23 protein-coding genes and 1 tRNA gene are annotated in these 24,565 nt (G+C 61.9%); 13 read left to right on the forward strand and 11 right to left on the reverse strand.

Translation table 11 applies throughout. The annotated features are described in order from the left end of the window. Nucleotides 1–209 precede the first annotated feature (209 nt). The 6 genes from FEF26_RS06270 to pth all read left to right on the forward strand — a co-directional run bounded on the left by FEF26_RS06270 (nt 210) and on the right by pth (nt 4,784). Nucleotides 210–740: a threonine/serine exporter family protein gene (locus FEF26_RS06270; RefSeq protein WP_138252685.1), complete on the forward strand. Its 531-nt coding sequence runs from the start codon at nt 210–212 to the stop codon at nt 738–740. Nucleotides 741–788: 48 nt separating this feature from the next. Next, nucleotides 789–859, forward strand: a tRNA-Gln gene (locus FEF26_RS06275). Between the two features lie 4 nt (nt 860–863). Beyond that, the gene (glmU, locus tag FEF26_RS06280) at nt 864–2,363 is read left to right on the forward strand and encodes a bifunctional UDP-N-acetylglucosamine diphosphorylase/glucosamine-1-phosphate N-acetyltransferase GlmU (protein ID WP_138252686.1); all 1,500 of its coding nucleotides are present in this window, start codon (nt 864–866) and stop codon (nt 2,361–2,363) included. Nucleotides 2,364–2,381: 18 nt separating this feature from the next. Then, nucleotides 2,382–3,362 (forward strand): ribose-phosphate diphosphokinase, encoded by a 981-nt coding sequence (locus FEF26_RS06285; protein WP_138252687.1) that lies wholly within the window; start codon nt 2,382–2,384, stop codon nt 3,360–3,362. A 175-nt stretch (nt 3,363–3,537) separates the two neighbouring features. Further along, nucleotides 3,538–4,173 carry a 50S ribosomal protein L25/general stress protein Ctc gene (locus tag FEF26_RS06290; protein WP_138252688.1) on the forward strand — a complete coding sequence of 212 codons (636 nt, stop codon included), beginning with the start codon at nt 3,538–3,540 and terminating at the stop codon, nt 4,171–4,173. A 32-nt stretch (nt 4,174–4,205) separates the two neighbouring features. Next, on the forward strand, nt 4,206–4,784 hold the full coding sequence (gene pth, locus FEF26_RS06295; RefSeq protein WP_138252689.1) for an aminoacyl-tRNA hydrolase: 579 nt from the start codon (nt 4,206–4,208) through the stop codon (nt 4,782–4,784). An 89-nt stretch (nt 4,785–4,873) separates the two neighbouring features. Here the strand turns inward: pth and FEF26_RS06300 are convergent, their stop codons facing one another. After that, entirely contained in the window at nt 4,874–5,377 is a 504-nt protein-coding gene (locus tag FEF26_RS06300; protein ID WP_138252690.1) for a DUF2505 domain-containing protein, read from the reverse strand. A gap of 119 nt (nt 5,378–5,496) precedes the next feature. On the opposite strand from FEF26_RS06300, the gene FEF26_RS06305 reads away from it, so the two are divergent. From FEF26_RS06305 to FEF26_RS06320, 4 genes are all read left to right on the forward strand, one after another. Then, nucleotides 5,497–6,636 (forward strand): calcium/sodium antiporter, encoded by a 1,140-nt coding sequence (locus FEF26_RS06305; protein ID WP_138252691.1) that lies wholly within the window; start codon nt 5,497–5,499, stop codon nt 6,634–6,636. A gap of 26 nt (nt 6,637–6,662) precedes the next feature. Next, on the forward strand, nt 6,663–7,931 hold the full coding sequence (locus FEF26_RS06310) for a serpin family protein (protein ID WP_138252692.1): 1,269 nt from the start codon (nt 6,663–6,665) through the stop codon (nt 7,929–7,931). Nucleotides 7,932–8,042: 111 nt separating this feature from the next. After that, the gene (locus FEF26_RS06315; protein WP_138252693.1) at nt 8,043–8,696 is read left to right on the forward strand and encodes a ClpP family protease; all 654 of its coding nucleotides are present in this window, start codon (nt 8,043–8,045) and stop codon (nt 8,694–8,696) included. Then, nucleotides 8,693–9,325: a ClpP family protease gene (locus tag FEF26_RS06320; protein WP_138252694.1), complete on the forward strand. Its 633-nt coding sequence runs from the start codon at nt 8,693–8,695 to the stop codon at nt 9,323–9,325. Before FEF26_RS06315 ends, FEF26_RS06320 begins: the two co-directional genes overlap by 4 nt. On the opposite strand, the gene FEF26_RS06325 is transcribed toward FEF26_RS06320, so the two are convergent. Both FEF26_RS06325 and FEF26_RS06330 read right to left on the reverse strand, forming a co-directional pair. Further along, complete coding sequence (locus FEF26_RS06325) at nt 9,304–9,657, reverse strand: helix-turn-helix transcriptional regulator (RefSeq protein ID WP_138252710.1); 354 nt, start codon at nt 9,655–9,657, stop codon at nt 9,304–9,306. The genes FEF26_RS06320 and FEF26_RS06325 overlap by 22 nt on opposite strands. Nucleotides 9,658–9,720: 63 nt before the next feature. Then, entirely contained in the window at nt 9,721–10,398 is a 678-nt protein-coding gene (locus FEF26_RS06330) for a PIG-L deacetylase family protein (RefSeq protein ID WP_243730448.1), read from the reverse strand. Nucleotides 10,399–10,527: 129 nt separating this feature from the next. On the opposite strand from FEF26_RS06330, the gene FEF26_RS06335 reads away from it, so the two are divergent. Beyond that, nucleotides 10,528–10,839, forward strand: coding sequence for a thiamine-binding protein (locus FEF26_RS06335; RefSeq protein ID WP_138252695.1), 312 nt, complete (start codon nt 10,528–10,530; stop codon nt 10,837–10,839). Here FEF26_RS06335 and FEF26_RS06340 read toward each other — a convergent pair. After that, nucleotides 10,836–11,894: an NAD(P)H-dependent flavin oxidoreductase gene (locus tag FEF26_RS06340; protein WP_243730449.1), complete on the reverse strand. Its 1,059-nt coding sequence runs from the start codon at nt 11,892–11,894 to the stop codon at nt 10,836–10,838. The two genes, FEF26_RS06335 and FEF26_RS06340, sit on opposite strands and share 4 nt — an antisense overlap. A 30-nt stretch (nt 11,895–11,924) precedes the next feature. Next, on the reverse strand, nt 11,925–12,659 hold the full coding sequence (locus FEF26_RS06345; RefSeq protein ID WP_166432939.1) for a maleylpyruvate isomerase family mycothiol-dependent enzyme: 735 nt from the start codon (nt 12,657–12,659) through the stop codon (nt 11,925–11,927). A 69-nt stretch (nt 12,660–12,728) separates the two neighbouring features. Here FEF26_RS06345 and mfd point away from each other — a divergent pair, with 69 nt between their 5' ends. Beyond that, nucleotides 12,729–16,337, forward strand: a complete 3,609-nt coding sequence (mfd, locus tag FEF26_RS06350) for a transcription-repair coupling factor (protein WP_138252697.1) — start codon at nt 12,729–12,731, stop codon at nt 16,335–16,337. A gap of 33 nt (nt 16,338–16,370) precedes the next feature. Here the strand turns inward: mfd and FEF26_RS06355 are convergent, their stop codons facing one another. Genes FEF26_RS06355 through FEF26_RS06380 form a run of 6 tightly spaced genes read right to left on the reverse strand, consistent with a single transcriptional unit; the run spans nt 16,371 to nt 23,297 of the window. Next, nucleotides 16,371–16,703 (reverse strand): hypothetical protein, encoded by a 333-nt coding sequence (locus FEF26_RS06355; protein WP_138252698.1) that lies wholly within the window; start codon nt 16,701–16,703, stop codon nt 16,371–16,373. 44 nt (nt 16,704–16,747) lie between these two features. Then, a complete protein-coding gene (gene deoC, locus FEF26_RS06360) occupies nt 16,748–17,443 on the reverse strand; it encodes a deoxyribose-phosphate aldolase (protein WP_138252699.1) in 696 nt (231 codons plus the stop codon). A 4-nt stretch (nt 17,444–17,447) separates the two neighbouring features. Then, nucleotides 17,448–19,265, reverse strand: coding sequence for a phospho-sugar mutase (locus FEF26_RS06365; protein WP_138252700.1), 1,818 nt, complete (start codon nt 19,263–19,265; stop codon nt 17,448–17,450). Continuing rightward, entirely contained in the window at nt 19,265–20,104 is an 840-nt protein-coding gene (locus FEF26_RS06370; protein WP_138252701.1) for a purine-nucleoside phosphorylase, read from the reverse strand. The genes FEF26_RS06365 and FEF26_RS06370 overlap by 1 nt, the downstream gene beginning before the upstream one ends. Before the next feature lie 45 nt (nt 20,105–20,149). After that, nucleotides 20,150–21,823: a DUF885 domain-containing protein gene (locus tag FEF26_RS06375; protein ID WP_138252702.1), complete on the reverse strand. Its 1,674-nt coding sequence runs from the start codon at nt 21,821–21,823 to the stop codon at nt 20,150–20,152. A gap of 25 nt (nt 21,824–21,848) precedes the next feature. Then, nucleotides 21,849–23,297: an NAD(P)H-quinone dehydrogenase gene (locus FEF26_RS06380; protein WP_243730450.1), complete on the reverse strand. Its 1,449-nt coding sequence runs from the start codon at nt 23,295–23,297 to the stop codon at nt 21,849–21,851. 153 nt (nt 23,298–23,450) lie between these two features. Here FEF26_RS06380 and FEF26_RS06385 point away from each other — a divergent pair, with 153 nt between their 5' ends. Next, nucleotides 23,451–24,503 (forward strand): hypothetical protein, encoded by a 1,053-nt coding sequence (locus FEF26_RS06385; RefSeq protein ID WP_138252703.1) that lies wholly within the window; start codon nt 23,451–23,453, stop codon nt 24,501–24,503. Nucleotides 24,504–24,565 lie beyond the last annotated feature (62 nt).

Raw genomic sequence — 24,565 nt, forward strand, 5'->3', positions numbered from 1 at the left:
CGGTGTCACGACGCCCCGCTCTCAGACATCTGAACTACATTTGCTAGAGCAAACATATAAGGTTGCTATAGCAAAGTCAATAGCTTGGTGTGCGCCTGTCTCCCTCGGGTTGCAGGGGCCTGTCGGCCCACTTCGGAAGTCTCCGCCGCCTGCATCCATGCCGTAGAGTTTACGGTAGCAAACAGACTGCAAAGGAGTGTGTGTGAGTGATGAGTGATACGACCCACACTAATCGGCAAGCTCAACGGGCTGCCTACGGCGAGCCGCTGAATGAGACATTCGATCGAATCCGACAGGCTTTCGGGCTCAACCAGGCAAGTCTGGCGAGCATCCTGGGCCTGTCAGCCCCGATGCTCTCGCAGCTCAACAGCGCGCAACGCGTAAAGATTGGAAACCCAGCGGTGCTTTCTCGTGTCCATCAACTCAATGAGTTGGTCGACCAGCTGAACTCCGGACAAGCTCACACTGAGGAGATACCTGCACAGCTGGAGCACATCAAAAACTCCAAGGGCACCATGGGGCGGACCACTCAGCTCATGGCGGATCAAGCCTCCGACGCGGCAGTTGTGGCCGGTATCCGTAGTCTTCTGCGCGCTGTCGCCTCCGGCGCTGAGATTCGTGAATCAGCCGACCTGCTGGAAACTTCCCACCCTAAATTGGCTGAAGTTCTGCGGATTTACGGCACCGGGCCGGCCCATCCGGCAGTCGATCACTTCGTTGAACACAAAGATCTGTTCTGAGATCTGCTCCGGGACCGGTACCATGTATTGCGCGCTGGGAGCGCACAGTCCGCCATGGTGTAAAGGCAGCACATCGGTTTTTGGTACCGGTAGTCTAGGTTCGAGTCCTAGTGGCGGAGCTTGATGACAACTGAGAGCAGGAGCGCCTACGTGTCAGACACTGAAGTCCGCCCCACAGCAGTCATTGTGCTTGCAGCCGGGGCCGGGACAAGAATGAAGTCACGTACTCCCAAGATTCTCCATACGCTCGGTGGGCTCTCGATGATCGGCCATTCGCTCTCGGCCGCGCGAGCCCTGAATCCACAGCAATTAGTGGCAGTTGTGCGCCACCAGCGGGAAACGGTCGCCGCACACATCACCAGTCATGACCCTGCAGTCCTTCTCGCGGATCAGGATGATGTTTCCGGCACCGGGCGTGCTGTCGAATGTGGGCTGGAGGCGCTCGCTGCGCGCGGTGTCTCCACCAACACCGGAACAATAGTGGTGACCTATGGAGATGTCCCCCTGCTGACTCCTGAACTGCTGCGCGATCTCGTTGCGGAGCATCATACGACCGGCAGCGCTGCCACCGTCCTGACAACCAGACTGGAGGACCCCACTGGATACGGACGAGTGCTGCGCTCCGGTGATGAGGTGACGGGAATTGTCGAGCAGAAGGACGCCGATGAGGCTCAGCGCCAGGTCAAAGAGATCAACTCGGGGATCTACGCATTCGACGCTGCCGCCCTCACTGAGGCGCTCGCGCAGGTCTCCACAGAGAATGCTCAGGGCGAGAAGTACCTCACTGATGTGCTCTCCATTGCAAGGTCATCAGGACGTCGGGTATCGGCCCTAGTCACTGAAGATCGATGGCAGGTCGAAGGTGCCAATGATCGAGTTCAGCTCCAAGCACTCGGCGCCGAACTCAACCGGCGGACAATCTTCGCTGCGATGCGTGCAGGTACCACTGTCATCGACCCAGCCACCACGTGGATCGACACCACTGTCACGCTAGAAGAGGACACCACCCTACTGCCCGGCACCCAACTGCACGGTGCCACTCATATCTCACGTGATGCCGTCATCGGGCCGGACACCTCGCTGCGCGATGTCACGGTCGGAGAGGGCGCCCAGGTCATTCGAACACACGCCACGGGCGCATCGATCGGAGCAGGCGGCGCCGTCGGACCCTTCAGCTACCTGCGCCCGGGCACAGTGCTTGGCGAGGACGGAAAAATCGGCGCGTTCTACGAAACAAAAAATGTCACCGTCGGGCGCGGTTCCAAACTGTCCCACCTGGGCTATGCAGGTGACACCACAATCGGTGAGTACACCAATATTGGCTGCGGCAACATCACAGCCAACTACGATGGGGAAAACAAGCACCGCACAGTGATTGGATCGCATGTGCGCACCAGTTCCAATACGGTGTTCGTGGCTCCCGTTGAGATTGGCGACGGCGCCTATACAGGAGCCGGTGCCGTGGTGCGCAAGAACGTACCTCCCGGAGCGCTCGCACTCTCCGTCGCCCCACAGCGCAACGCCGAGGGGTGGGTTCAGGGCAAACGGCCTGGCTCCGCAGCAGCGCGTGCGGCCGAGGCTGCACAGAACTATGACGACGACGCCCCCACCGCCACGGACTGAAAGTAGGAACACCCGAGCATGGACGAGATCAGGCAAAGCACTGAGAAGACGATGGTCATCGCTTCGGGGAGGGCGCATCCGGAGCTGGCGCAGGAGATCGTCGAAGAGTTGGGCACCCAACTTCTTCCCATGAGCGCATACGACTTTGCTAACGGAGAGATCTACGTGCGATCCTCCGATTCAGTTCGTGGCAAGGATGTCTTTCTGCTGCAGTCTCACCCAGCGCCGCTGAACAAATGGCTTATGGAGCAGTTGCTGATGATCGATTCCATGAAGCGAGCCTCTGCCAAGCGAATCACGGTTGTCTCTCCGTTCTACCCATACTCGCGTCAGGACAAGAAGGGCCGCGGCCGCGAGCCCATATCCGCCCGTCTGGTCGCTGACCTCTACAAGGCCTCAGGTGCCGACCGCATCATGAGCGTTGATCTGCACACCGATCAGATCCAGGGGTTCTTCGACGGGCCCGTTGACCACCTGTTCGGAATTCCACTGCTCGCCGATCACATCCGTCAGCAGGTCGCGGGTGAGGAGGTCACGGTGGTGTCCCCGGACACTGGCCGTGTGCGGGTCGCGGAGCGCTGGGCGGACCGACTGGGTGGGGTTCCGCTCGCGTTCGTGCACAAAACACGTGATCTCACGCAGCCGAACAGGGCTGAGTCCAAACAGGTTGTTGGCGAGATCGAAGGCCGCACCTGTGTGCTGATCGACGACATGATCGACACCGGGGGGACCATTGCCGGGGCTGTGTCGATTCTCAAGGATGCCGGAGCAAAGAGCGTGATCATCGCGGCGACGCACGCAATCCTCACCGCTCCTGCCACTGAGAAGCTGTCCAACTGCGGCGCTCGTGAGGTGGTGGTGACCAACACGCTGCCCATTCCGGCGGAGAAGCGGTTCGAGCAGCTGACGGTCCTGTCGATCGCCCCGATCCTCGCCCGCGCCATCAAAGAGGTCTTCACCGACGGCTCCGTCACCACCCTGTTCGACGGCGAGGCCTAGGGCTCCGCGGGGTGTACACTATGTAGCTGTGCCCAGGCGAGGGGACTGACGTCGAATATGATGCCAGTCCCGTGATCGACGGGGTGAGTTCATTCTGGCGGCTGCTTGATGCGGCGTCGATCTCTCTCCTTCTCATCAGCCTGGCGAAACGACCACAACTGTTGAAGGATTCCCGATGGCTGACAAGATTCTTATCTCTGCTGAAGTGCGCACCGAGTTCGGCAAGGGCGCTGCCCGCCGTGCACGCCGCGCCGACCAGATTCCCGCTGTGATCTACGGACACGGCGACGATCCACGCCACGTGGTCCTACCTGGCCACCAGACCGCATTGGCCGTGCGTAACCCCAATGCGCTGATCACGCTCGACATCGAGGGTGACGAGCAGATGGTGGTTCCCAAAGACATTCAGCGCGACCCGATCAAGCCCTTCATCGTGCACATGGACCTGCTGGCCGTGCGCAAGGGCGAGAAGATTGTGGTCGATGTGCCTGTGGACGTCATCGGTGAGCCTGCCGACGGCTTCGAGTTCATGCTCGACCAGCCGACGGTTCCCGTCGAAGCCGACGCCCTGAACCTGCCCGACTCGGTGAGCATCGACATCACCGACCGCGACGAGAACGCGCTTCCGGAGTCGCTGGTGCTTCCCTCGGGCACGGAACTGGCGCTCACCGACCTGGAATCCCCTGTGGTCTCCATCTACGAGCCGCAGGAGCAGCCGCTGGAGGACGAGGACGCTGAGGCTGCAGAGGGCGAAGAGTCCGCTGAGGGTGAAGTGACCGAGACCGGCGCTGAGGGTGACGACTCCGAGTGATCGGCAGGGCCGTTGTGCCTTAGCCTGTCTGTATGGCAGATAACACGTGGCTGGTAGCGGGTCTCGGGAATCCTGGGGCTCGCTACCAGGGTACTCGGCACAATATTGGACAGGTCGTCCTCGACGAACTCCTGGAGCGGATGGGCGCGAGCTATACGCGGACCAAGGTCGGCGCGAAGGCGGTGGGCGCGCGGCTCGGTGACGGCGGACCGAAGGTGATCTTTGCGATCTCCGAGGGGTACATGAACGTCTCCGGCAAGCCCATCCGGAAAGTCATGGACTACTTCTCGGTGCCAGCGCACCAGCTGGTGGTCGTTCACGACGAGCTGGATCTGGACTTCGGTCGGCTCAAACTCAAACGTGGTGGATCCGAGGGTGGACACAACGGTCTGAAATCCATCACTCAGCACCTCGGGGGAGACCGAGAGTACATCCGGGTGCGCGTCGGTATCGGCAGACCTCCCGGACGAATGGACACCGCCGCCTATGTGCTGCAGAAATACTCCGACCGGGAAATGAAGGAACTCCCGGAGGTTGTCGGCCGCGCGGCGGACGCTGTTGAGGCTGTCCTTCTTCAGGACCTCACGACAGCGCAGAATACTTTCCACTAATCCCCGCGTCAGGCCGTTGTTGGAGTCTCAGAGTGCTCTAGGAGCCTGATGACCCCACAACTACCTGATAAGTGGCGATCGGGTCCGTCTCAGCCCTGAGACTCGATGAACCTGCTCACCTCTTTGGCCTGCAGCTCTATGAACTTGGCCATATAGGGTTCAGCCTGGGCCTTCAGCTTCTTGCCGATCAGCGGGACCTTCACATCCACGTCTCCGCGCACCGTTGCCAGAGTCTCCGATTCGCTGCGCGAGTGAAGGTTCTGCGAGGCGATTGCCTTCACAGGAGCGTTGGCAACATTCACCAGAGTGTCCGAGCGGCGTGATCCGCCGGCGTCTGGGGCACCCCAAGTGTCGGTGATGTTCACTGTGACAGTGCCCTTCATCACTTTGCGTGCCAGCTCAGGCAGCTTCTCAGAACCCATGGCCTGAACTGAGCTGATCACCACACTGCCGTCATCGGCTCGGGTCACATCGAAGCTCTTCAGCTCCGAACCGACTTTGGAGGCCAGGTGCTTGTGGAACTCCTCAGTGGTGTAGGCCTGGACGATGTTCTCGACCGAGTGGGGGATCACTTTTTCAGATTCGATGGCCACAGTTGCTCCTTGGCTTTGAGGTGCGCCTTCATTGCCCTGTCATCCTAACGGCAGTTTCGGCACCGCGCGTCGGCCAAGAGGTACCCCGTTCGGCTCAGGCACTGAGTACCATGTGACGAGTGACCCTCTTGAGCCTCGTCCTTCTGATCTGTGGTTTCCTCCTCCTCGTCCTGGGAGGCGAAGCCTTGGTCCGCGGTGCTGCCTCTTTGGGGAAAACCGTTGGACTCTCCTCACTGATCATTGGCCTGACAGTAGTGGCGTTCGCCACGTCTACGCCAGAGCTCGCTGTCAGTATGGGCGCGGCCTTCAGCGGATCGCCCGGGTTGGCCGTGGGAAACGTGGTCGGGTCAAATATCGCCAACATACTTTTTGTGATGGGTTTGACGGCGATCTTCGGAGCTCTGCTGGTCAAAGTCCAGCTCATCAAAGCAGATATCCCCATCATGATCGGGTTCTCCGTCTTGGCGCTGGTGCTTGCGCTGGACGGCGGTTTCTCCCTGATCGACGGCGTGGTGATGTTCAGCCTGCTGGTGGTCTACCTCGTGGGGACCATCTGGTACGCCCGCCGGAGGCTGTCCCATGGCGAAGATCCCCAGCTCGGAGTTGAAGGCATCCTCGACCAGGGTGCCGGGCGCCTCACCTCCAGACTGCGGTCCACTCCACTACGGTCCACCACGGTGGACATCATCCTGATAGCGGTTGGTGTGGTGATGTTGGTGGTCGGCGCCCAGTTCCTCGTCAGTTCGGCCACCACTATCGCGGCCGCCCTAGGAGTCAGTGACCTCATCATTGGGCTGACCATTGTGGCGATAGGCACCTCCCTGCCGGAACTGGCCACATCAGTCATTGCTGCGGTGCGAGGCGAGCGGGATATGGCCGTCGGCAACCTCGTGGGTTCCAATATCTTCAACATTGGGGCCGTGCTGGGACTGACCAGCATCTTTTCACCCACGGGAATCGACGTTGACCAGGCTGCTGTGAACTTTGACCTGCCCGTTATGGTCGCCGTTGCACTGGTGTTGCTGCCCTTGGCTTTCACCGGCCAGGCGATCGCCCGCTGGGAGGGTTTCGTGTTGACGGGCATGTATGTGGCCTACGTGGCGTATCTGGTGCTGGCTGCGGCCGACCATGAGGCATTGGGCCCGTTCAGCGCCGCCATGCTGTGGTTTGTGGTGCCTGTGACGCTCCTTTGGGTGAGCGCTCTGGCCATCTACGAGCTTGGCGTATACCTGCGCAGGAGAGCGAAGCCAGCCGACTAAACCGGCCCAGCACGTACCATCGGTGTATGCACCTGGATGATCTCCCCCGGTTCGGCAGTGTCAGCCTCATTGGGCTCTTGGCACTGACATCCTGTGGTGGTGGGGGCGAGGACCACCGTTCATCGGTCGAGTACGAGCCAGCTTCACTCAATGAGGCCGATGCGCTGACGGAAGTGGTCAATGCCTCTACTCGGTTTGGCTCTGAGTCCCTGTCCGAGCTGGCCGAGGGGCAGAATACAGTGGTGTCCCCGGCGTCGATCCTGGTGGCTTTGGCCATGCTCGCCGAAGGTGCCCGGGGTCCCGCCGCGCAGGAGCTGGATGGTCTGCTGGGGGCTGCCGGATCCGAGAGGACTGAAGCGTTCAGCGCCCTCCAAGCAGCCGTGCTGGAATACGATGGTGATCCGGAGGTGGTGCAGGAGGATGAGCTCCCAGAGACCCCGCTCCTGCATCTGGCGAACCAGCTGGTGCTAGCAGAGTCCACCTCACCGGAGCAGGACTTCATGGATGTCCTCGCAGCTGCCTTCGATGCTGGGGTCGTCACCACGGACTTCGGCGCAGCCGGTTCCCAACGTCTCCTCGATGACTGGGTCAACGAGCACACCGGCGGGCTGATCGAGGAGTCTGCTGTCGAGACACCCAATGCTGACTTGGTCTTTGTCCTGCAGAACGCAATTCTCCTGGCTGCCCGGTGGCAGAGTCAGTTCGATCCGGCCGATACTTCGGAAAGAGACTTCACCACCCCTGATGGCGCCACCGTCGATGCGGAGACGATGCACCAGACGCTCGAGGCCGAATACACCGAGCACGACGACGCCCAGATCATACGACTGCCCTACACCGAAGCGTTTGCCATGGATGTGGTGCTGCCTGCTGAGGGGTCTGCACCAACTGACTTCACCGATGAGGACTGGGCTGCTGTGGATGCTGCTTTTATCGGTCAGGAGCGCGCCACGGTGGATCTGGCACTGCCGACCGTGGACCTGCGGACTGGTGAAGACCTCGTCGCACTGTTGCGGAACCTGGGCGGATCAGAGACGGTGGCCGGCAATGACCTGTCGCGGATCGATCCAGCGGTGGAAATCGGCCAGTTGGCCCACCAGGCCGTGCTCACCATCGATGAAGAAGGAACAGTGGCCGCTGCCGTCACCGAGATCGTTGGGGTGACCTCTGCACCTGCGGATCCTCCCAAGACCGTCGAGATGACAGTGGATCGGCCGTTCAGCCTGAGAATCGTGCATGAGGAAACCAGCTGGCCCCTCTTCATGGCTGCCATCTTCGACCCCACTGAGGACTAGTCCGCGGCACGGAGGTCCGGCAGCACCGCCAAGAGCAGCACTGCCCACAGCAGCACTGCCAAGGGCAGCAAAAGTAAGCATCTGTGAGATGCGCAGACAACAGTGGACTCCATGAGCGAAGAGAATACGGGCAGGCACATGAGCGCCCACATCCACGAAGAGTTAGCCCACCGGCGGGTCCTGATGCTTGACTGCGCCCTTGAGGAACACAATGCGTCTTGGCTGATGGGCAAACTGCTCACTTTCGCCGCTGATAGTCCCACCCAGGGCATCTGGCTCTGGATCAACTCACCCGGCGGGTCTGTGCCGGCCATGCTTGCCATACGCGATGTCATCCGGGCCATCCCCAACCCGGTGTCAACCCTGGCGCTGGGCATGGCCGCCAGCGCGGGGCAGTTTCTGCTCTCTGGCGGCACTCCCGGAAGACGCTTTGCCCTCCCGCACGCCAAAGTGCTGCTGCACCAGGGTTCGGCGGGTATCGCCGGCTCGGCCGCAGACGTGGAGTTGGCGGCAGAGGAACTGCGCGATATGCGTAACACAGTGCTCGGCATCGTCGCTGAAGATACAGGCCAACCCGTGGACCGGGTCTTTGCAGACTCGCTACGCGACCGATGGTTCACCGCCGAACAAGCTCAGCAATACGGTTTCATCGATCACATTGTGTCGAGTTTTGCCGATATCTCACCCACCGGGCCACGGCACACCATTGGACTGACCACAGCAGTGGAAAAGGCTGCGTCTTCCGCCGAAGGAGACCAGTGGTGAGCAGCTACACGATTCCTAACGTCATCACCAAGGATTTCCGCGGCGAACGAGTGATAGATGTCTATTCGCAGCTGCTGTCGCAGCGGATCATCTACCTGGGTACGGCTATCGACTCAGGGGTCGCCAATGTGGTGATCGCCCAGCTGCTCCATCTGGAGGCTGAGTCGATGGAGAACCAGGTTGATCTGTACATCAACTGTGAAGGCGGGGACCCTTCCGCGATGATGGCGATCTACGACGCGATGCAGTACATCGCTGCTCCGGTGGCGACGACCTGTGTGGGACAGGCGTTCGCTGCGGGGGCGGTGCTGCTCGCCGGGGGAGAGGCCGGCCGTCGGGCGGTGCTGCCCCACACCCGGATCGTGCTGCACCAGCCGGCCATGAACAGCGGGCGCGCCTCGATACCGGACCTCATTCTGCACGCTGATGAGCTAGTGAGGATACGCGGTGAGATCGAACAGGTACTCACCCGGCATACCGGACAGAATGTGGCGACTCTGCGCGAGGACACAGCCAGGGACCGAGTGTTCACAGCCCAGAACGCCGTGGACTACGGTCTGGCAGACGAGGTGCTGAAGGGGAGGACTGGAGAGTTCACCCCAGAGGGTCATGCCACCAGTGACAGCTGAGTCCAGCTGCCTGAATCTGGCCGCAGTGGGTAGACAGCGTGGGAAGATGTGCCTCGCTGCAGTTCGTCCGTCACATGGGAGGTGAGATCCATCAATGTCAGCCCCAAAGCCCCTGAGATTGCGGCGATCATCTCGGAAGAGGCTTCTTTGCGACCTCGTTCCACCTCGGAGAGGTATTGAGGTGAGACCCCGGCCCTGGCTGCGAGCTCGGTGAGCGTGAGCCTGCGGCTCTTCCGAAGCCTGCGCAGACGTGCGCCCAAGACTTTTCTCCACAGTGGTTGCGCGCTCGGGTGCTCCCTGCGTGACTGCCGGTACCGAGTGAGCTCATCCATGGCGGTCACGATACAGAGTCTCCGGTTCACCAATCCACTACTTCTGCCTTCAGCAGAGAGCCCTCACATTGGGTATACCGCGACGCCCAGGGCGTGGGTGACCGATGAGTCATCAGCCTGCCGCGCGGCCCCGCTGGTCATGCCTTCGATCATCTCGCGCGGGTCCGGGTGGTCACCGAGTTCCGAGAGGTAGGCCTGGTGGGCCTGGAGTGAGCGGATCGCTTGCTCTACAGGTTCGCCTGAGACATCGATGACGTGATCGGCTGCCCCATTGGGCACTAGGAGCCATTGCGCACCCCATGGCTCTAACCCTTCCTTCTCCTGCAGGTCACGGAAGATCCAGGGGTTATCAGCATCGCGGATCGCATCCATGGTGGCGATTCCGGTGGCGCGATGATCAGCGTGGTTGAGTCCCCACTCAACGTAGACGTCCCAGGGCTGGGTGAACACTACATCGGGGCGGAACCTGCGGATGTGGCGTGCTATGTGTTTCCGGGTGGGCAGATCAGGCTGCAGCATGCCGTCGGGAAGGTCAAGTACCTCCAAGTCGCTGACTCCCACTTCCGAACAGGCGCTGCGCTGCTCCTCGAACCGCAGTTCAGCGGCCCTTCCAGGCTCGACGCTGCGCATCCCCGCTTCGCCGGCGGTGAGAAGGAGGTAGGAGACTTCTACACCCATGGCCGTCCAACGAGCGACTGCGGCCGAACCGCCGTATTCCATGTCGTCAGGGTGAGCAACCACGCACAGCACTCTGGTGATCGCACTGTCGTCAAAGAGGGTAAGGAGCCCATGAGCTCAGCATAGGGTGCCTTCACCGTGTTGTCTCCTATGGGGTTCACAACCAGGGCCCAGCCGGCGTAGCCTGAAGCCATGTTGGTTGCCTTTTCTGTTGCGCCCACCACCACAGAGCACGACGACGCCTCCCTCACCAGAGCAGTTTCGGAAGCGGTCAAAGTGGTCACAGAGTCGGGATTGCCCTATGAGCTCAACTCCATGTTCACCATCGTGGAGGGGGAGTGGGGTGAGGTCTTCGAGGTCATTAAACGAGCTACCGACACCGTGGTCGCCACCAGCCCCCGGGTCAGCCTCGTGGTGAAAGCTGATATCAGGCCTGGGCACACCGACCAGCTCACTGAGAAGGTCCAGCGGGTCGAAGCCCAGCTCGGCGGAGCTGAAACTTAGGCTTCGGGATCTGGGTGCCTGGCAAGGCGGCGAATGATATCCGCCGCAGGCTCAGCCACCGCCTCCGCGTATCCGGTGCCAGCCCAGAGGTTGACAGCGCTGCTGTCCCCTTGCGCTGCGGCGGCCTTCCTCAGCGGGCTGGTGAGATAGTGCAGTGCTGGAAAGCCCAGTGGGGCTGAGGCGGAGAATTCTTCAGCGAACTCATTGCGCAGCGCCCGCGCCGGGCGGCCCGAGAACGCCCGGGTCAGTGCGGTGTCAGAGTACTTAGTGGAAGCCAACCCTGCTCTATGTGCGGCGTTGGCGCCGCTCTCCGGGGACCGCAGGAGGACAGTACCCACCACAGCAGCTTCAGCTCCCGCAGCGATGGCCTCCCGCGCCGCGCCAGGTGTCGCGATCCCGCCAGCAGCCCAGAGCGGCAGCGTCGATTCGGCGCCGATAGTGCGCACCAGTTGCGGTGTCGTGGTCTCTTGCAACGGTTGGCGCGGGGACCAGGTCCCCGAATGTCCGCCGGCCTGACTCGACTGCAGGATCAGTCCGTCGACGCCGGCTGCTTGAGCTTGTAGGGCCTCTGCGCCACTGGTGACGGTCTGCAGGACCCTCGAGCCCGCGTGTTGCAGTTCCGTGATGATCTCCGCTTGAGGGAGACCAAATGTCAGACTCACTACGGGCGCTGGCTGGTCGAGCAGAAGCTGCAGCTTTTTCTCCCAGGCGTCGTCGTCCTCCTGAGGCTTTTCAGGCAGATCCACGCCATAATGGTAAGCCCAGTCTTCCAGCTGATCCCGGTAGCGGCAGTACTCGGTGGGGTCCACCGGGAGAGGGTTCGGCACAAAGAGGTTGACCCCAAACAGGGGCGCTACCGCCCGGACGTGATCGATCTGCTCCGCCAACTTCGCAGCCGATGCGTAACCCCCGGCAAGGAACCCGATCCCGCCGGCTGACCACGCGGAGACCACGAGCTCTGGCGTGCTGGGTCCACCCGCCATGGGTGCAGCCACAATAGGCGTCTTCGCACCGAGCTCCGCAGCGAGGCCCGTGGCGCTCATCTGTTCGCTCATGACCGGCATCCTACTAGTTAGGCGAGTCCCTTATGGCACCAGGGATTGCGCGATGAGTTCCGCCGCCTCCGGGTCACCGTAGGCAGGGCTCCAAGGAATCCGGTGCCAGACCAGCAGCAGGAGTTCCGCCGCTGGCCCCTGCACGGCGGCAGTCTGCTTGGCATCTCCGATGACCACCGGTTCTGTGTCAAGATCGGTTGCCGTGAACACCAGACTCCTCTGCAGTGGCGCTACCCGGTCCGCCTTGAGCATCCGCGGGTACATGACGTCGCGGATTTCGGCGACACCATCAAAGGCTAGAACGGGATCGATCTGAAGGCTCTGCCCCTTCGCATGGTGTGCATCCCACAGGTGGACGATAGTTTCGTGTACCTGGCGGCGTTGCCAGAACAGTGCTGTCCGCTGGTCCTCCACCAGTGTCCAGCAGGGAGCATCGGGGCCCGCGAAAGCCAGCGCCTTGCGCAGGGTCTCAGCCTCCGAGGCATACCACTCGGAGAGCAGTTCCTGCTCATCCGGCTCGATCTGAGGGCGCTGCCTGGGGTCGGCCCCCTCCAGGATGCCTACGGCCCAACGGTGTGTTCTCCCAAGGTGGACCGCCAATTCCCGAAGATCCCACCCAGGGCAGGCCTGCACAGGGGAGGTGAGGTCGGTGTCATTGCGCTCAGCAGAGACCAGCAGAGCTGCAAACTGTTCGGTAGCAGCAGCCAACTCATCCAGCCAGGGCTTTCCAGTGGGACAGATCACAACTCGAGCATACAGCTCCACGTGCTGCACATTGCCGGTAATGTAAGGGAGGTCTTTTTCTCCGTGGCTGAATATGGTGAGGTGATTCACGTGTCGCTGAAAGGTCTACGAGACGCGCTGGCGGCGTCGTCGTCATATGCGCGTGTAGTCTCCGCGGCCGCGCATCCGGCTTCCGAGCGGACTGATGAGCTGCAGATCGCCTCCACTTCAGGGCTCCGGCCTGCGCTTATCGCTGAAGTGGCCGCTGGCCTGCGCAAGAACCACCACGACGCCGTGGTGCTCACCATCACTGCCACTGACCGCGAGGCAGAAGAACTCCAGTCCGCGCTGAGTTGCTTCGCGCCGGATGCGCAGATCGCGCACTTTCCCTCCTGGGAGACCCTGCCGCATGAGCGGCTGTCTCCGCGGTCTGACACTGTGGGCCGGCGCCTTGGGATCCTGCGCCAGCTGGCGCACCCTGAACAGGCGGGACGTTTGGATGTGGTCATCGCGCCCATCCGGGCCGTCATTCAGCCCATTGTTGCGGGCCTGGGAGACCTCCAACCGGTCACCCTGAGCAAGGGCGAGTTCTACCAGTTCGATGAGGTGGTGGCGGGCCTCTCCGGTGCTGCGTACAACCGGGTAGACATGGTGACACGCCGCGGTGAGTTCGCCGTCCGAGGTGGAATCCTGGACATCTTCCCGCCCAATGAGACCCACCCGGTGCGCGTGGAGTTCTTCGGTGACGAGGTCGAACAGCTGCGTCACTTCTCGGTTGCCGACCAGTTGTCGATCGAAACCGATGAGCCCCCGCTTGCGGTGCACGCGGTGCCCTGCCGTGAGCTGCTGATCACCGACGATATTGCCGCTCAGGCCAAGAAGCTGATGAGCTCTATGCCACATGCGGTCGACATGCTGGAGAAGATCAGCCAGCACCAGGCAGTCGAAGGCATGGAGTCACTGACACCGGTGTTGGCCGACTCCATGGTGCCGCTGGTCGCTGAGCTGCCGGAGGGTTCCCTCGCGGTGGTGGTCGAGCCGGAGAAGGTGCGCACCCGTGCCCATGACTTGGCTGCCACTAATGAGGAGTTCATGGCCGCGGCCTGGCAGGCCAGCTCCGACGGTGCCTCAGCGCCGATCGACATCACCGCCCAAGCGCAGTCCTCACTGGACACTGGGGCCTTCGCCTCCCTGACGGAAACCCGCGAAACGTCCCTGGAGTACGGAGTCGGTTGGTGGTCGATCACGTCTCTGGGGCTGGACTCTGAGCTCGAGCAGGACGCTGACATCGTCTCCCTCGACTCCCGGGAACCGATCGGATACCGCGGCTCGGTTGAGCAGGTCATGGAGTTCTTGGCGAGCCGAGCCAAAGACAAATGGTCAGTGGTGGTGACTACTGCCGGCTCAGGTTCCGCCCAGCGGGTGGCTGAGCTGCTCACCGACCACGACGTGCCGCATCAGCTCTCCGGAACGCTCGACGACGCCCCGCAGCCTGGGCAGATCACGGTCACCACCGCGAACCTGTCCGAGGGTTTCGCACTGGACTCCCTGCAGCTGGCTTTGCTGACCGAGTCAGAAATGCTGGGCCGGGCCATCCGCCAGGACTCTCGAGCGGGGAAGGGCCGGGCGACCCGCCGAAAGAAGAACCCCGTAGACCCTCTCTCACTCGCCAAGGGCGACTTTGTGGTCCACGAACAGCACGGTATTGGGCAGTTCGTCGAACTCATTCAGCGCCCGGTGGGGTCCCCTCAGTCCATCCGCGCCGGAACGGCCGGTATGCGCGAGTACATGGTGCTGGACTACGCCTCATCAAAGCGTGGCGCGCCCAAAGACAGGCTCATGGTCCCCACTGACCAGCTGGATCAGGTCTCACAGTATGTGGGCGGGGATGAGCCGCGGCTGTCCAAGATGGGCGGCTCTGACTGGTCAGCCACGAAACGAAAGGCCCGCAAAGCGGTCAAAGAGATCGCTGCAGAGCTCATCCGGCTCTATGCGGCTCGCATGGCTTCCCGAGGTCATTCCTATGCTTCTGACACACCGTGGCAGGCTGAATTGGAAGATGCCTTCCCCTACGTCGAAACCCCAGATCAGCTCTCCGCCATGGATCAGGTCAAGGCAGATATGGAGGCTGAGGTCCCTATGGACCGGCTGATTTCCGGCGATGTGGGATTCGGAAAAACTGAGATCGCGATTCGCGCTGCCTTCAAAGCAGTGCAGGACGGCAAACAGGTGGCAGTCCTGGTGCCGACAACCCTGCTCGTCTCCCAGCACTATGAGACCTTTACCGAACGCTATGCGGGGTTCCCGGTGAGGGTCCGCGCGCTGTCCCGCTTTCAGAGCGCCAAGGAGTCCAAGGAAGTCATGCTCGGGCTACAGGAGGGGACCATCGACGTCGTCATCGGCACCCACCGCCTACTGAGCAAGGATGTCCAGTTCAAGGACCTCGGACTGGTGGTCGTCGACGAAGAGCAGCGGTTCGGTGTCGAGCACAAGGAGCAGCTGAAGAAGATGCGCACCAATGTGGATGTGCTCGCCATGACCGCAACGCCCATTCCCCGGACCCTAGAGATGTCGCTGGCCGGGATCCGGGAAACCTCGGAGTTGAACACGCCTCCCGAGGAGCGACACCCCGTTCTGACATATGTGGGCCCCTACACCGATAAACAGGTATCGGCGGCGATACGCCGTGAGCTGATGCGTGAAGGTCAGGTCTTCTTCGTTCACAACCGGGTCGCCGATATTGACCGAGTGGCCGCGCGCGTCCGCGAGCTGGTGCCAGAGGCCAGGGTCGAGGTAGCTCACGGTCAGATGGGCGAGACCCAGCTGGAGCAGATCGTTCAGGATTTCTGGGAACGCCGATTCGATGTGTTGGTCTCCACCACCATCATCGAAACCGGACTCGACATTTCCAATGCCAATACGTTGATTGTGGACAGAGCCAGCGCTTTCGGGCTCAGCCAGCTGCACCAGCTGCGCGGAAGAGTCGGACGTTCCCGTGAGCGTGCCTACGCCTACTTCCTCTACCCGGCTGAGAAGCCATTGGGTGAGGATGCGCTGGAACGGCTCAAAGCTGTGGCAGCACACAACGAGCTCGGCGCCGGTTTTCGGCTTGCCAAGAAGGACCTCCAACTCCGCGGTGCCGGAAACCTCCTGGGAGGGGAACAATCCGGGCATATCGAAGGTGTCGGGTTCGACCTCTACCTCCGGATGGTGGGCGAGGCCGTCGCGGACTTCCGGGGGGATGAGGACACTCACCCAGAAGAGGTCAAGATCGAGCTGCCCATCAACGCCCACCTCCCGGCCGCCTATGTGCCCTCGGAGCCCCTTCGGCTGGAGGGCTACCGGAAGCTGGCGGCCGCGGATACAGAGGACAAGATCCACGAGGTGGTTGCCGAGTGGACGGACCGTTACGGTGAGCTGCCTGCGGCAGCGCAGAACCTCGTGGAAGTCGCACGCTTCAGAAACCGGGTCCGCGCGGTGGGCATCACCGATGTTGGAGCCCAGGGCAAATTTATCCGGTTCGCGCCAGTGGCAGAACTGCCCGAGTCACGGCAACTGCGGATGGAGCGGATGTTTACCGGTCAGCACAAAGCGTCGATGCAGCAAGTGCTGCTCACCAAGCCCACGACCAAGAAAATCGGCGGCGAGGACCTCACCGATGGTGCTCTGCTTCAGTGGCTGAATCAGGTCTACGACGCCTTGTTCGCGCCCACTGCGTGAACAGCGGGGCGTGTAACTACCCGGTGCTGAAACTCAGCGCTGATCGGAGGGCTGGCGCTCTCCGCGCGGAGCAGCTGATTCGGCTTCCCTGGAAGCCATGGCGTCGAGCGGTTCGCCGTGCTCGCCATGGAGATCCTGCTGCTCCAGAGTGTCCGAGACTCCGATCACTTCTTTAGCGATCAGGAAGGAGCCGGTGAAGAGTGCCATGAAGGCCAGCCCGGGCCACCATGCAGCATCCAGGTCCCAGAAATTAAGCGCCACCATGGATGCCAGCAACAGTCCGAAGACGACGAGGAAGGCAACCATATTGCCGAGGAAGTGTCCCTGTCCGGAGTAGGCCTTGACCTGGCCGCGAGCGTCAATCATGCGATCCCTCTACTGTGCAGTGGTGGCCACCGGCAATGCCACTACTAGTAGACACCGCCGGTGCTTGAATTATCTGCTCCCACAATATCAAGAGACGAGCTGGCTCCGATTCGTGTTGCCCCGGCTTTGACGACAGCGACGGCGTCGTCGTAAGTTCTCACCCCGCCTGAGGCCTTAATGCCGAGCCGGCCTCCCACCTCACGGTGCATCAGGGCGATGTCCTCAACAGTTGCCCCTCCACCAGCAAATCCGGTGGAGGTTTTCACGAAGTCAGCACCTGCGGCCTCCGCTGCTCGGCAGACGAGAACCTTGGCGCCCTCTGATAGCAGGGTGGTCTCCAGGATGACCTTCAGGGAAGCTCCGCCTGCATGCGCTGCGGCAGCGATCGCGGCAATCTGGGCGCGCACGGCGTCCTCGGCTCCAGCGTTCGCATCAGCGATGTCCACCACCACGTCGATCTCCTCGGCACCGGCGGCCACTGCCTCTTGGGTTTCGAAGACTTTCTGGGTGGTGGTGGTTGCTCCCAGAGGGAATCCCACCACCGTGCAGGTTTTCACCGAGGTGCCGACCAGACTCTCTGCAGTCAGGGCCACCCATTTGGGGTTGATGCACACTGCAGCAAAGCTGTGGACTTTCGCTTCGTCGATCACCCGGCGGACCGTTGCCTCATCGGTATCGGGTTTCAGGACCGTGTGGTCAATAAGACCAGCCAAACTGGCTGGTGTGGGAGTAGCAGTCACGGGGTCAGTCCTTTCCCAGAATCTCTTGCATGGAGCTGCGCATGAGTCTCAGGTGCGTTTCAGCGTCGGTTCGGGCGTCGGAGACAGCGCTCGAATTCTCAGACTCAGGCACCGCCACAGCCTCCAGATAGCACTTGACCTTCGGCTCGGTGCCGGAGGGCCGGACAATCACCCGGTGCCCAGCCTCTGTCAGGTAGATCAGCGCGTCTGTGGACTTTGCGGCCGTGAATTCTTTTCCTGGCAGCGGCACCGCCTGCAAGTCCAAAGACTCGACCACCGCATCCCCGGCGATCTCCGCAGGTGGAGCTTTACGCAGCGCGGCGGTGACCTCACCTAGTTGGGACAGGTCATCAACCCGAATGGTCACCTGACCGGTGACGTGCACTCCGGCTTCGGCGGCGATCTCATCCAATGCGTCGATGGCAGTGGTCCCTTTGGCTTTGAGATCGGCCATCAGCTCACTGAAGATCAATGCCGCTGAGACGCCGTCTTTGTCCCTGACATGCACAGGGTCAACATCGAATCCGATGGCTTCCTCGTAGCCGAAAATAATGTTCGGCACCCGGGCCAACCATTTGAAGCCCGTGAGGGTTTCTTCATGACCCAGTCCGCGGGACTCAGCGAGTTTGCCCAGAAGTCTGGAGGACACCACAGAGTTGCCGATGACGGGCTTGTCATCACGCTCAGTAGTCTGCCATCCGTCACGCAGTGGGCCGCGCTCCAGAATGTGCCGACCCAACAGGGCGCCGATCTCATCTCCTGAGAGCTGCCTCCAGGATTCGGCTGCAGTGTCGTAGACAGCTGCGGAAAGCCTGTCCGCGTCGGGGTCATTGGCCAGCACAAGGTCTGCATCATGGTCCCGAGCAGCCTTGAGCGCCAGATCAAGGGCGCCATCCTCTTCCGGGTTGGGGAAGTCCGCGGTGGGAAATGCGGGATCGGGCTCAAACTGTTCTTTGACAGCGATGACCTCGGTGAACCCGCCTGCCTCCAGCAGGTCGGTGACGGCTTCGCCTCCGACTCCGTGCATGGCGGTGTAGACGATCGTGAGGTCCCGGTGAGGATAGCTCTGAGGATCCAGAAGCTCGACGGCCTCCCGCTGATAGCTGTGCCGTGCTTCTTCCCCGATGGTGTGCACGCCAGTGGGACGGGACACTTCAGCAGCGGGGAGTGCAGCTGGGGCTGCTGCATCGGCGGCGAAGTCCTCGCCCACAACAGCTTCGATGGTCTGCGCAATGTCTTGGTCCACTGGAGAGACGATCTGCGCGCCCACTCCGAGACCGTCGGGCTCAAGGTGCCGAGAGAGCTCCCCGCCCAAGTAGACCTTGTATCCGTTGTCGCGAGGCGGGTTATGACTAGCGGTGACCATGACTCCGACGTCTGCGTCCTGGACCAGTACTTGGCGTGCCAAGAGGGGAGTCGGGCCCGGCTGATCGAACAGGTGGACATCCCATCCGGCGTCGCGGAAGATCTCTGCAGTGTCGAACGCGAACTCATCAGATTGGTAACGAGCATCAAAGCCGATGACGATCCGGCGGGCTGAGGCCAGTTTCCCAGTGGCGTACTTCAGCAGACCCGCTGCAGTTTGGCGCACTACCAGACGGTTCATGCGCAGCGGGCCCGGCCCCAACTCAGCGCGCAGGCCGGCGGTGCCGAATGCGAGACGTCCGGCGAAGAGCCGTTCCAGCGAGTCGTAGGCCACCTGACCGCCACCCCGGGCGTCGTCGAGCAGTTCCGACAGCTCCGCACGTGTGCTCGGGTCGGGATCGAGCTCAATCCACCGCTCAACAGTTTTCAGCAGTGTGTCGCTGCCCAGCTCCGCCATCAGTTCTCCTCCAACGTCTTGTCGATAATCCCGGCCAACAGTGCCGCGATGCGCGGTGCGGCCTCCTGCCCTGCTTCAATGACTTCCTCGTGGCTCAACGGCTGAGCTGAGATCCCTGCGGCCAGGTTGGTGACCAGGGAGATGCCGAAGACTTCCATGCCGGCTGCCCGGGCTGCAATGGCTTCCAGTGCTGTCGACATGCCGACCAGATCCGCTCCGATGGTCTTCAGATAACGGATTTCTGCTGGAGTCTCATAGTGGGGACCAGGCAGTTGGGCGTAGACCCCTTCATCCAGTGAGGGGTCAACCTGCTGGGCGATTTCCCTGATACGCGGGGAGTAGAGGTCTGTCAGATCTACAAAGTGTGCACCGCGCAGTGGCGAGTTTCCGGTGAGGTTCAGGTGGTCGCGGATCAGCACCGGGGTGCCCGGATCCCACTGGGGGTTCAGTCCACCGCATCCGTTGGTGAGCACGACGACGCCGGCTCCGGCGGCAGCAGCTGTGCGCACCCCGTGTGCCACCGCGTCGACTCCATGACCTTCGTAGTAGTGGGTTCTGGCTCCGATGACCAGGACATGCTTACCTGTGGGAGTCCTGATGACTTTCAGCGATCCGGAGTGCCCTGGCACCCACGAGGTACGGAATCCCGGGACATCCTGTGCATCGATTTCTGTGACCAGTTCTCCCAGGTGTCCGGCAGCCTCGCCCCAGCCGGAGCCGAGAGTGCAGGCCAGGTCGATCCGGTCAATTCCGGAGGCTTGCAGCAGAGTTCTTGCTGCGCTCTCCGCCTGCTGATTGGGCAGGCTGGTGGGGTCATTGGTGTGGTCGTCGCTGCTCATGATCTCCAATCTACCGTGGGACGCCGGTGCGATTTCTGATGTGGACTATTTCTGCATGGCCCAGCGCAGGGTATCGAGGCCCAGGGCACCCAGCTGGAGCAGTTCGGTGTGGAACGCGCGAAGATCGAATCCTTGCCCGGACATCCGGGCTGACTGCTCTCGTTCGGCCCGGATGCGCTTGAAAACTCGCTGACCTACCTTGTAGCTCGGCGCTTGTCCGGGCCAGCCCAGGTATCGGGTGAGCTCAAATTCCAGCTGAGCCTCCGAGATAGGTAGGTGCTCCTTGAGGAAGGCTCGTCCGATGACGGGGTTCCACACCTGCGCGCCCCATTCGGCTGGAGCGCGGAAACCGCAGTGCAGGCCGATGTCGAACACCACTCGGGCAGCCCGCATTCGCTGCATGTCCAACATGCCCATCCTGTCCCCAGGGTCCTCCAGGTATCCCAGCTCAGCCATGAGGTCCTCGGCGTAGAGTGCCCACCCTTCGGCGTAGCCGGAGGTGAAGCAGCCATTGCGCCGCCACACATTGAGCTGATCCTTGATGAGCACCGCGGTAGCGATCTGCAGGTGGTGGCCGGGGACTCCCTCGTGGTAGACCGTTGTAGTCTCCGCCCAGGTGGTGAACTCTGTATCCTCCGGCGGCACCGACCACCACATTCGGCCCGGCCGGGCAAAGTCCTCGGATGGACCTGTGTAGTAGACGCCACCATCGGTGGTTGGTGCGATCCGGCACTCCAACTGGTCGATCGGGGACGGAATGTCGAAGTGAGTATCCCTCAAATCGGCGATCGCCTGGTCGGAGAGTCGCTGCATCCACTTCTGCAGTTCGTCGGTGCCGTGAAGTACGCGCGCGGGATCGGCATTGAGCTTCTCTTTGGCCTCATCGACGGAAGCCCCGGTGGCGATCTGCTCAGCGAGGGCCTCCTGAGCTGTGACCAGACGGTCAAGCTCCTCAAGCCCCCACTGGTAAGTCTCTTCCAAGTCCAGCGCGGTTCCGGTGAAGTTCTGCGATACCAACCGGTAGTAGTCGGCGCCGACGGCGTCGGCTGCCGGGGCGTGGGGCAGCAGACGGTCGGTGAGCTTGAGTGAAAGATCGAGGTACGCATGGCAGGCTCCATCAACGCCTCGGCGAACATCAGCAACCACGTTTTCGCTGACTCCTGCAGCTTGGGCGGCTGTGACTAGTTGTTCCAATGCGCCGCCTTCAGCCGCGTAGGACGCGAACTGTCCTGCGGCGGCCTGGACCTGGCGTGTGGCTGAGACGTTGCCTGCGCGCCGGGCGGCGCTGAGCGACTCCCAATAGCCGGAGAGGGCGCCGGGTAGGTTCTTCAGCCTGCCGGCAATGTTCGCAAAATCCTCGTCAGTGGATTGGGGCATGAGATCTAGAATCTGTCGGGCACTATGGGCAGGGGTGGCAATGTTGTTGAGATCTTCTCGCCCGGTCTCATGCAACGCGGTGAACAAGGTCAGACGCTCGCGCATGGCGTGAAGGGTGACCTCATCGGTATGGTCAGCGGGAGTCAGCGTAACCAGTTCACGCAGCGTCGCGGCGTCGAGCTGGGCCCTCTGCTGCTTGCCTTCGGGGGAGTAGTCCCCGTACTCCGTTTCCCTGCCGGGCATTCCGAGATATGTGGCATCTTCGGGGGAGAGTTCAAGAGTCTGTGCGAAGTAGTGCTCAGCGAATGCGTCGACGGCTGTGGGTTGGCGAGGCTCAGTCATGGTGCCAAGCTTAACCCGGCTGAGTTCACTCCTCGGCGGGGTCGAGCACGTGCAGGTGGAGCCGTCTTGCCGCCTCCGCGATGGAACCGGTCAGCGAGGGGTAGACCGTGAAAGTGGTGGCGACGTCATCCACATGAAGCTTATGCGTGACGGCGAGAGCCAGCGGGTAGATCAGTTCAGAGGCGCGCGGTGCAACGACCACCGCGCCGATGACCGTGCCGGAGCCCCGCCGTGCGAAAATCTTGACGAAACCGTCGCGGATGTTCATCATCTTCGCCCGCGGGTTCGTGGCCAGGTCCAGTTTCACGACATCTGCCTGGTACTTCCCCGAATCTACCTGGGCCTGGGTCACACCTACGGTTGCGATTTCGGGAGAGGTGAAGACATTCGACGCTACCCGGTGCAGTTGGAGAGGCTTCACCGCTCCGCCTTGCATATGGGCCACGGCTATCCGACCTTGCATAGCTGCCACAGAGGCCAGCGGAAGGAGCCCAGTGCAGTCCCCGGCGGCGTAAATGTTCGTCGCAGTGGTGCGGGAGACGGTGTCTACCCGGATATGCCCTGACTCGGTGGTGTCCACACCGCACTCCTCAAGCCCCAGCCCCGCGGTATTGGGGAGCCCGCCGACCGCCATGAGGCAGTGTGAACCCTCCAGAACCCGGCCGTCGTTGAGGGTGACACTGACCCCGTTGGCTGTCCGCTCAGCAGAATTAGCGCGGGCTCGAGCGGCGACCTTGACGCCGACCCTGGTAAATGAGTCCTCCAGCACAGCAGCAGCATCTGCATCCTCACCAGGCAGCACCTGATCGCGAGACGAGACCAGTGTGACCTCCGCACCGAGCCTGCGGTATGCCGAGGCGAACTCGGCGCCAGTCACACCCGAACCGACGACGATCATATGCTCAGGAACCTCGGTGAGGTTATAGGCGTGGGTCCAGTTCAGAATGCGCTCGCCGTCAGGCTTAGCGGTGTCCAACTCGCGGGGGTGGGCGCCGGTGGCGATGATCACGGCGTCGGACTCCACAACCTGGGTTTCTCCGTCAGGACTGGTGACCTCTACGTTGTGTGGCGGGACCAGGCGGCCTCGCCCGGGAATGATCCGCACCCCCACTGACTCCAGAGATTGGTGAATATCCCGCGACTGTGATTGGGCAAGCTTCAGCAGTCGTTCGTTGACCCTGCTGAAGTCCGCCCAGGCTGAGGTTTCGTATTTGTCCTCACTGCTGTCCCCGAAACGCACACCGAACGCAGTAGAGGCGTTGACCCGGCGCATGGCATCTGCTGTGGCAATGAGTGTCTTGGAGGGCACGACGTCGGTGAGGACCGCCGAGCCGCCCATGCCTTTGTCCTCAATGATGGTCACCTCAACTCCGGCGTCAGCGGCCACCATGGCCGCTTCGTATCCGCCGGGGCCGCCGCCGATGATTGCCACTCGGTCAGGGGCGAAGTGCTTCATTGGGTTCGCAGGAGTCATGACCCCATTCTTGCCGACGGACCGGCAAACTGTCACAGCGGTTCGTGTATATGTCGTCGGTACGGCGATCCCTTCGATAGTCTTATGAGATCAGCGACACCCCCGTCGCTCCAGAGCTGGACTGATGAGACCCCAAAGTAGGTGGAGACTTCCATGACGTTGGGCCTCTGGCCGCAGATGGCAGGGATTATTGACATGATCCCCAGCCTGCCCATTCACTCATCAGTACTGATTCCTCTGGTCGCCGGGCTCTTCCTGGCGGCGCTGATACTGAGAGCTCAACGGCTACCCAAGCAGTCTGGGCAGCAGAATCTGGGACTGACCACGCGTCAGGCCCGCGCTGCGCGCAGACGTGCGTACCGCACCGGCAGGCTGCGAAGCGCTGAACGTGACGACAGAGAGACACAGATGAGCAGTATCAACGCCCAGGAATCTAGGCCATCGAACTCGCAGGGGAGGCGCCCAGAGGGCGAGTCTTTCCGCATCCACTGGGGACGCACGATCTTCGCAGCTGTGGGTCTGCTGGCCCTGCTCATCGGCATTGGCACTGCGATAGCTGTTCCCTTTGTGACTGCGATGTCGTGGACCGTGCCTGCGATCTGTGCAGTGGTGCTGCTGGCTTCTCTGGTGAGTTTGCAGGTCACAGCCGCTCTGCGACGTCGTGCTCAGCGCAGAGACCGGGTGGAACGAGCCATGCGGGAGGCTATGAACCCTGAGCCAGAGGTCAGGCAGCAGGCTCACATGGTGTCTGCCGCTGCAGAAACGCACGCTCAGCAGCCCTCGGAAGTTGCTCAGACTGGGCAACGCCGCAGTGGACCCTTTGATGCGCTCAGCGCTGATGAAGCTGGTAAGGGCGGTCCTGACTCGCTCGTGACCCTCGACGCCGATGGACTCCCGGACAGCGCGGATCGGCTCTTCAGTCAGCAGGATTCACCGGCTGTTATTTTTGATCAGGTGCCACGTGTCGTTCACCCGAGCCCAGGTTCAGCGGAAACCTGGGATGTCCGGACGGTTCCTGCCGCCCACTACATGGTGGCGGCGAAAGCAGAACGCCCTGATCCCGAGCCATTGGCTAAGCAGGAGCCCGTTCCCTCCCATGATGTGAAGCTCAAGCAGCCCTCTGCGAGCCCGGAGGATCTGCCGGCAAGCTCAGGTTCCCAAGAGTCGATCAACCTGGACCAGGTCCTGCAACGCCGACGCGCCTAGCTGTAGTTCCCCGTGAGGTTGTGAACGCGGGCTGAGGGAACAGCGCCTCCGATGGCGGTGTG

The organism is Nesterenkonia salmonea (genome assembly GCF_005771525.1).
Classification (GTDB): Bacteria; Actinomycetota; Actinomycetes; order Actinomycetales; family Micrococcaceae; genus Nesterenkonia; species Nesterenkonia salmonea.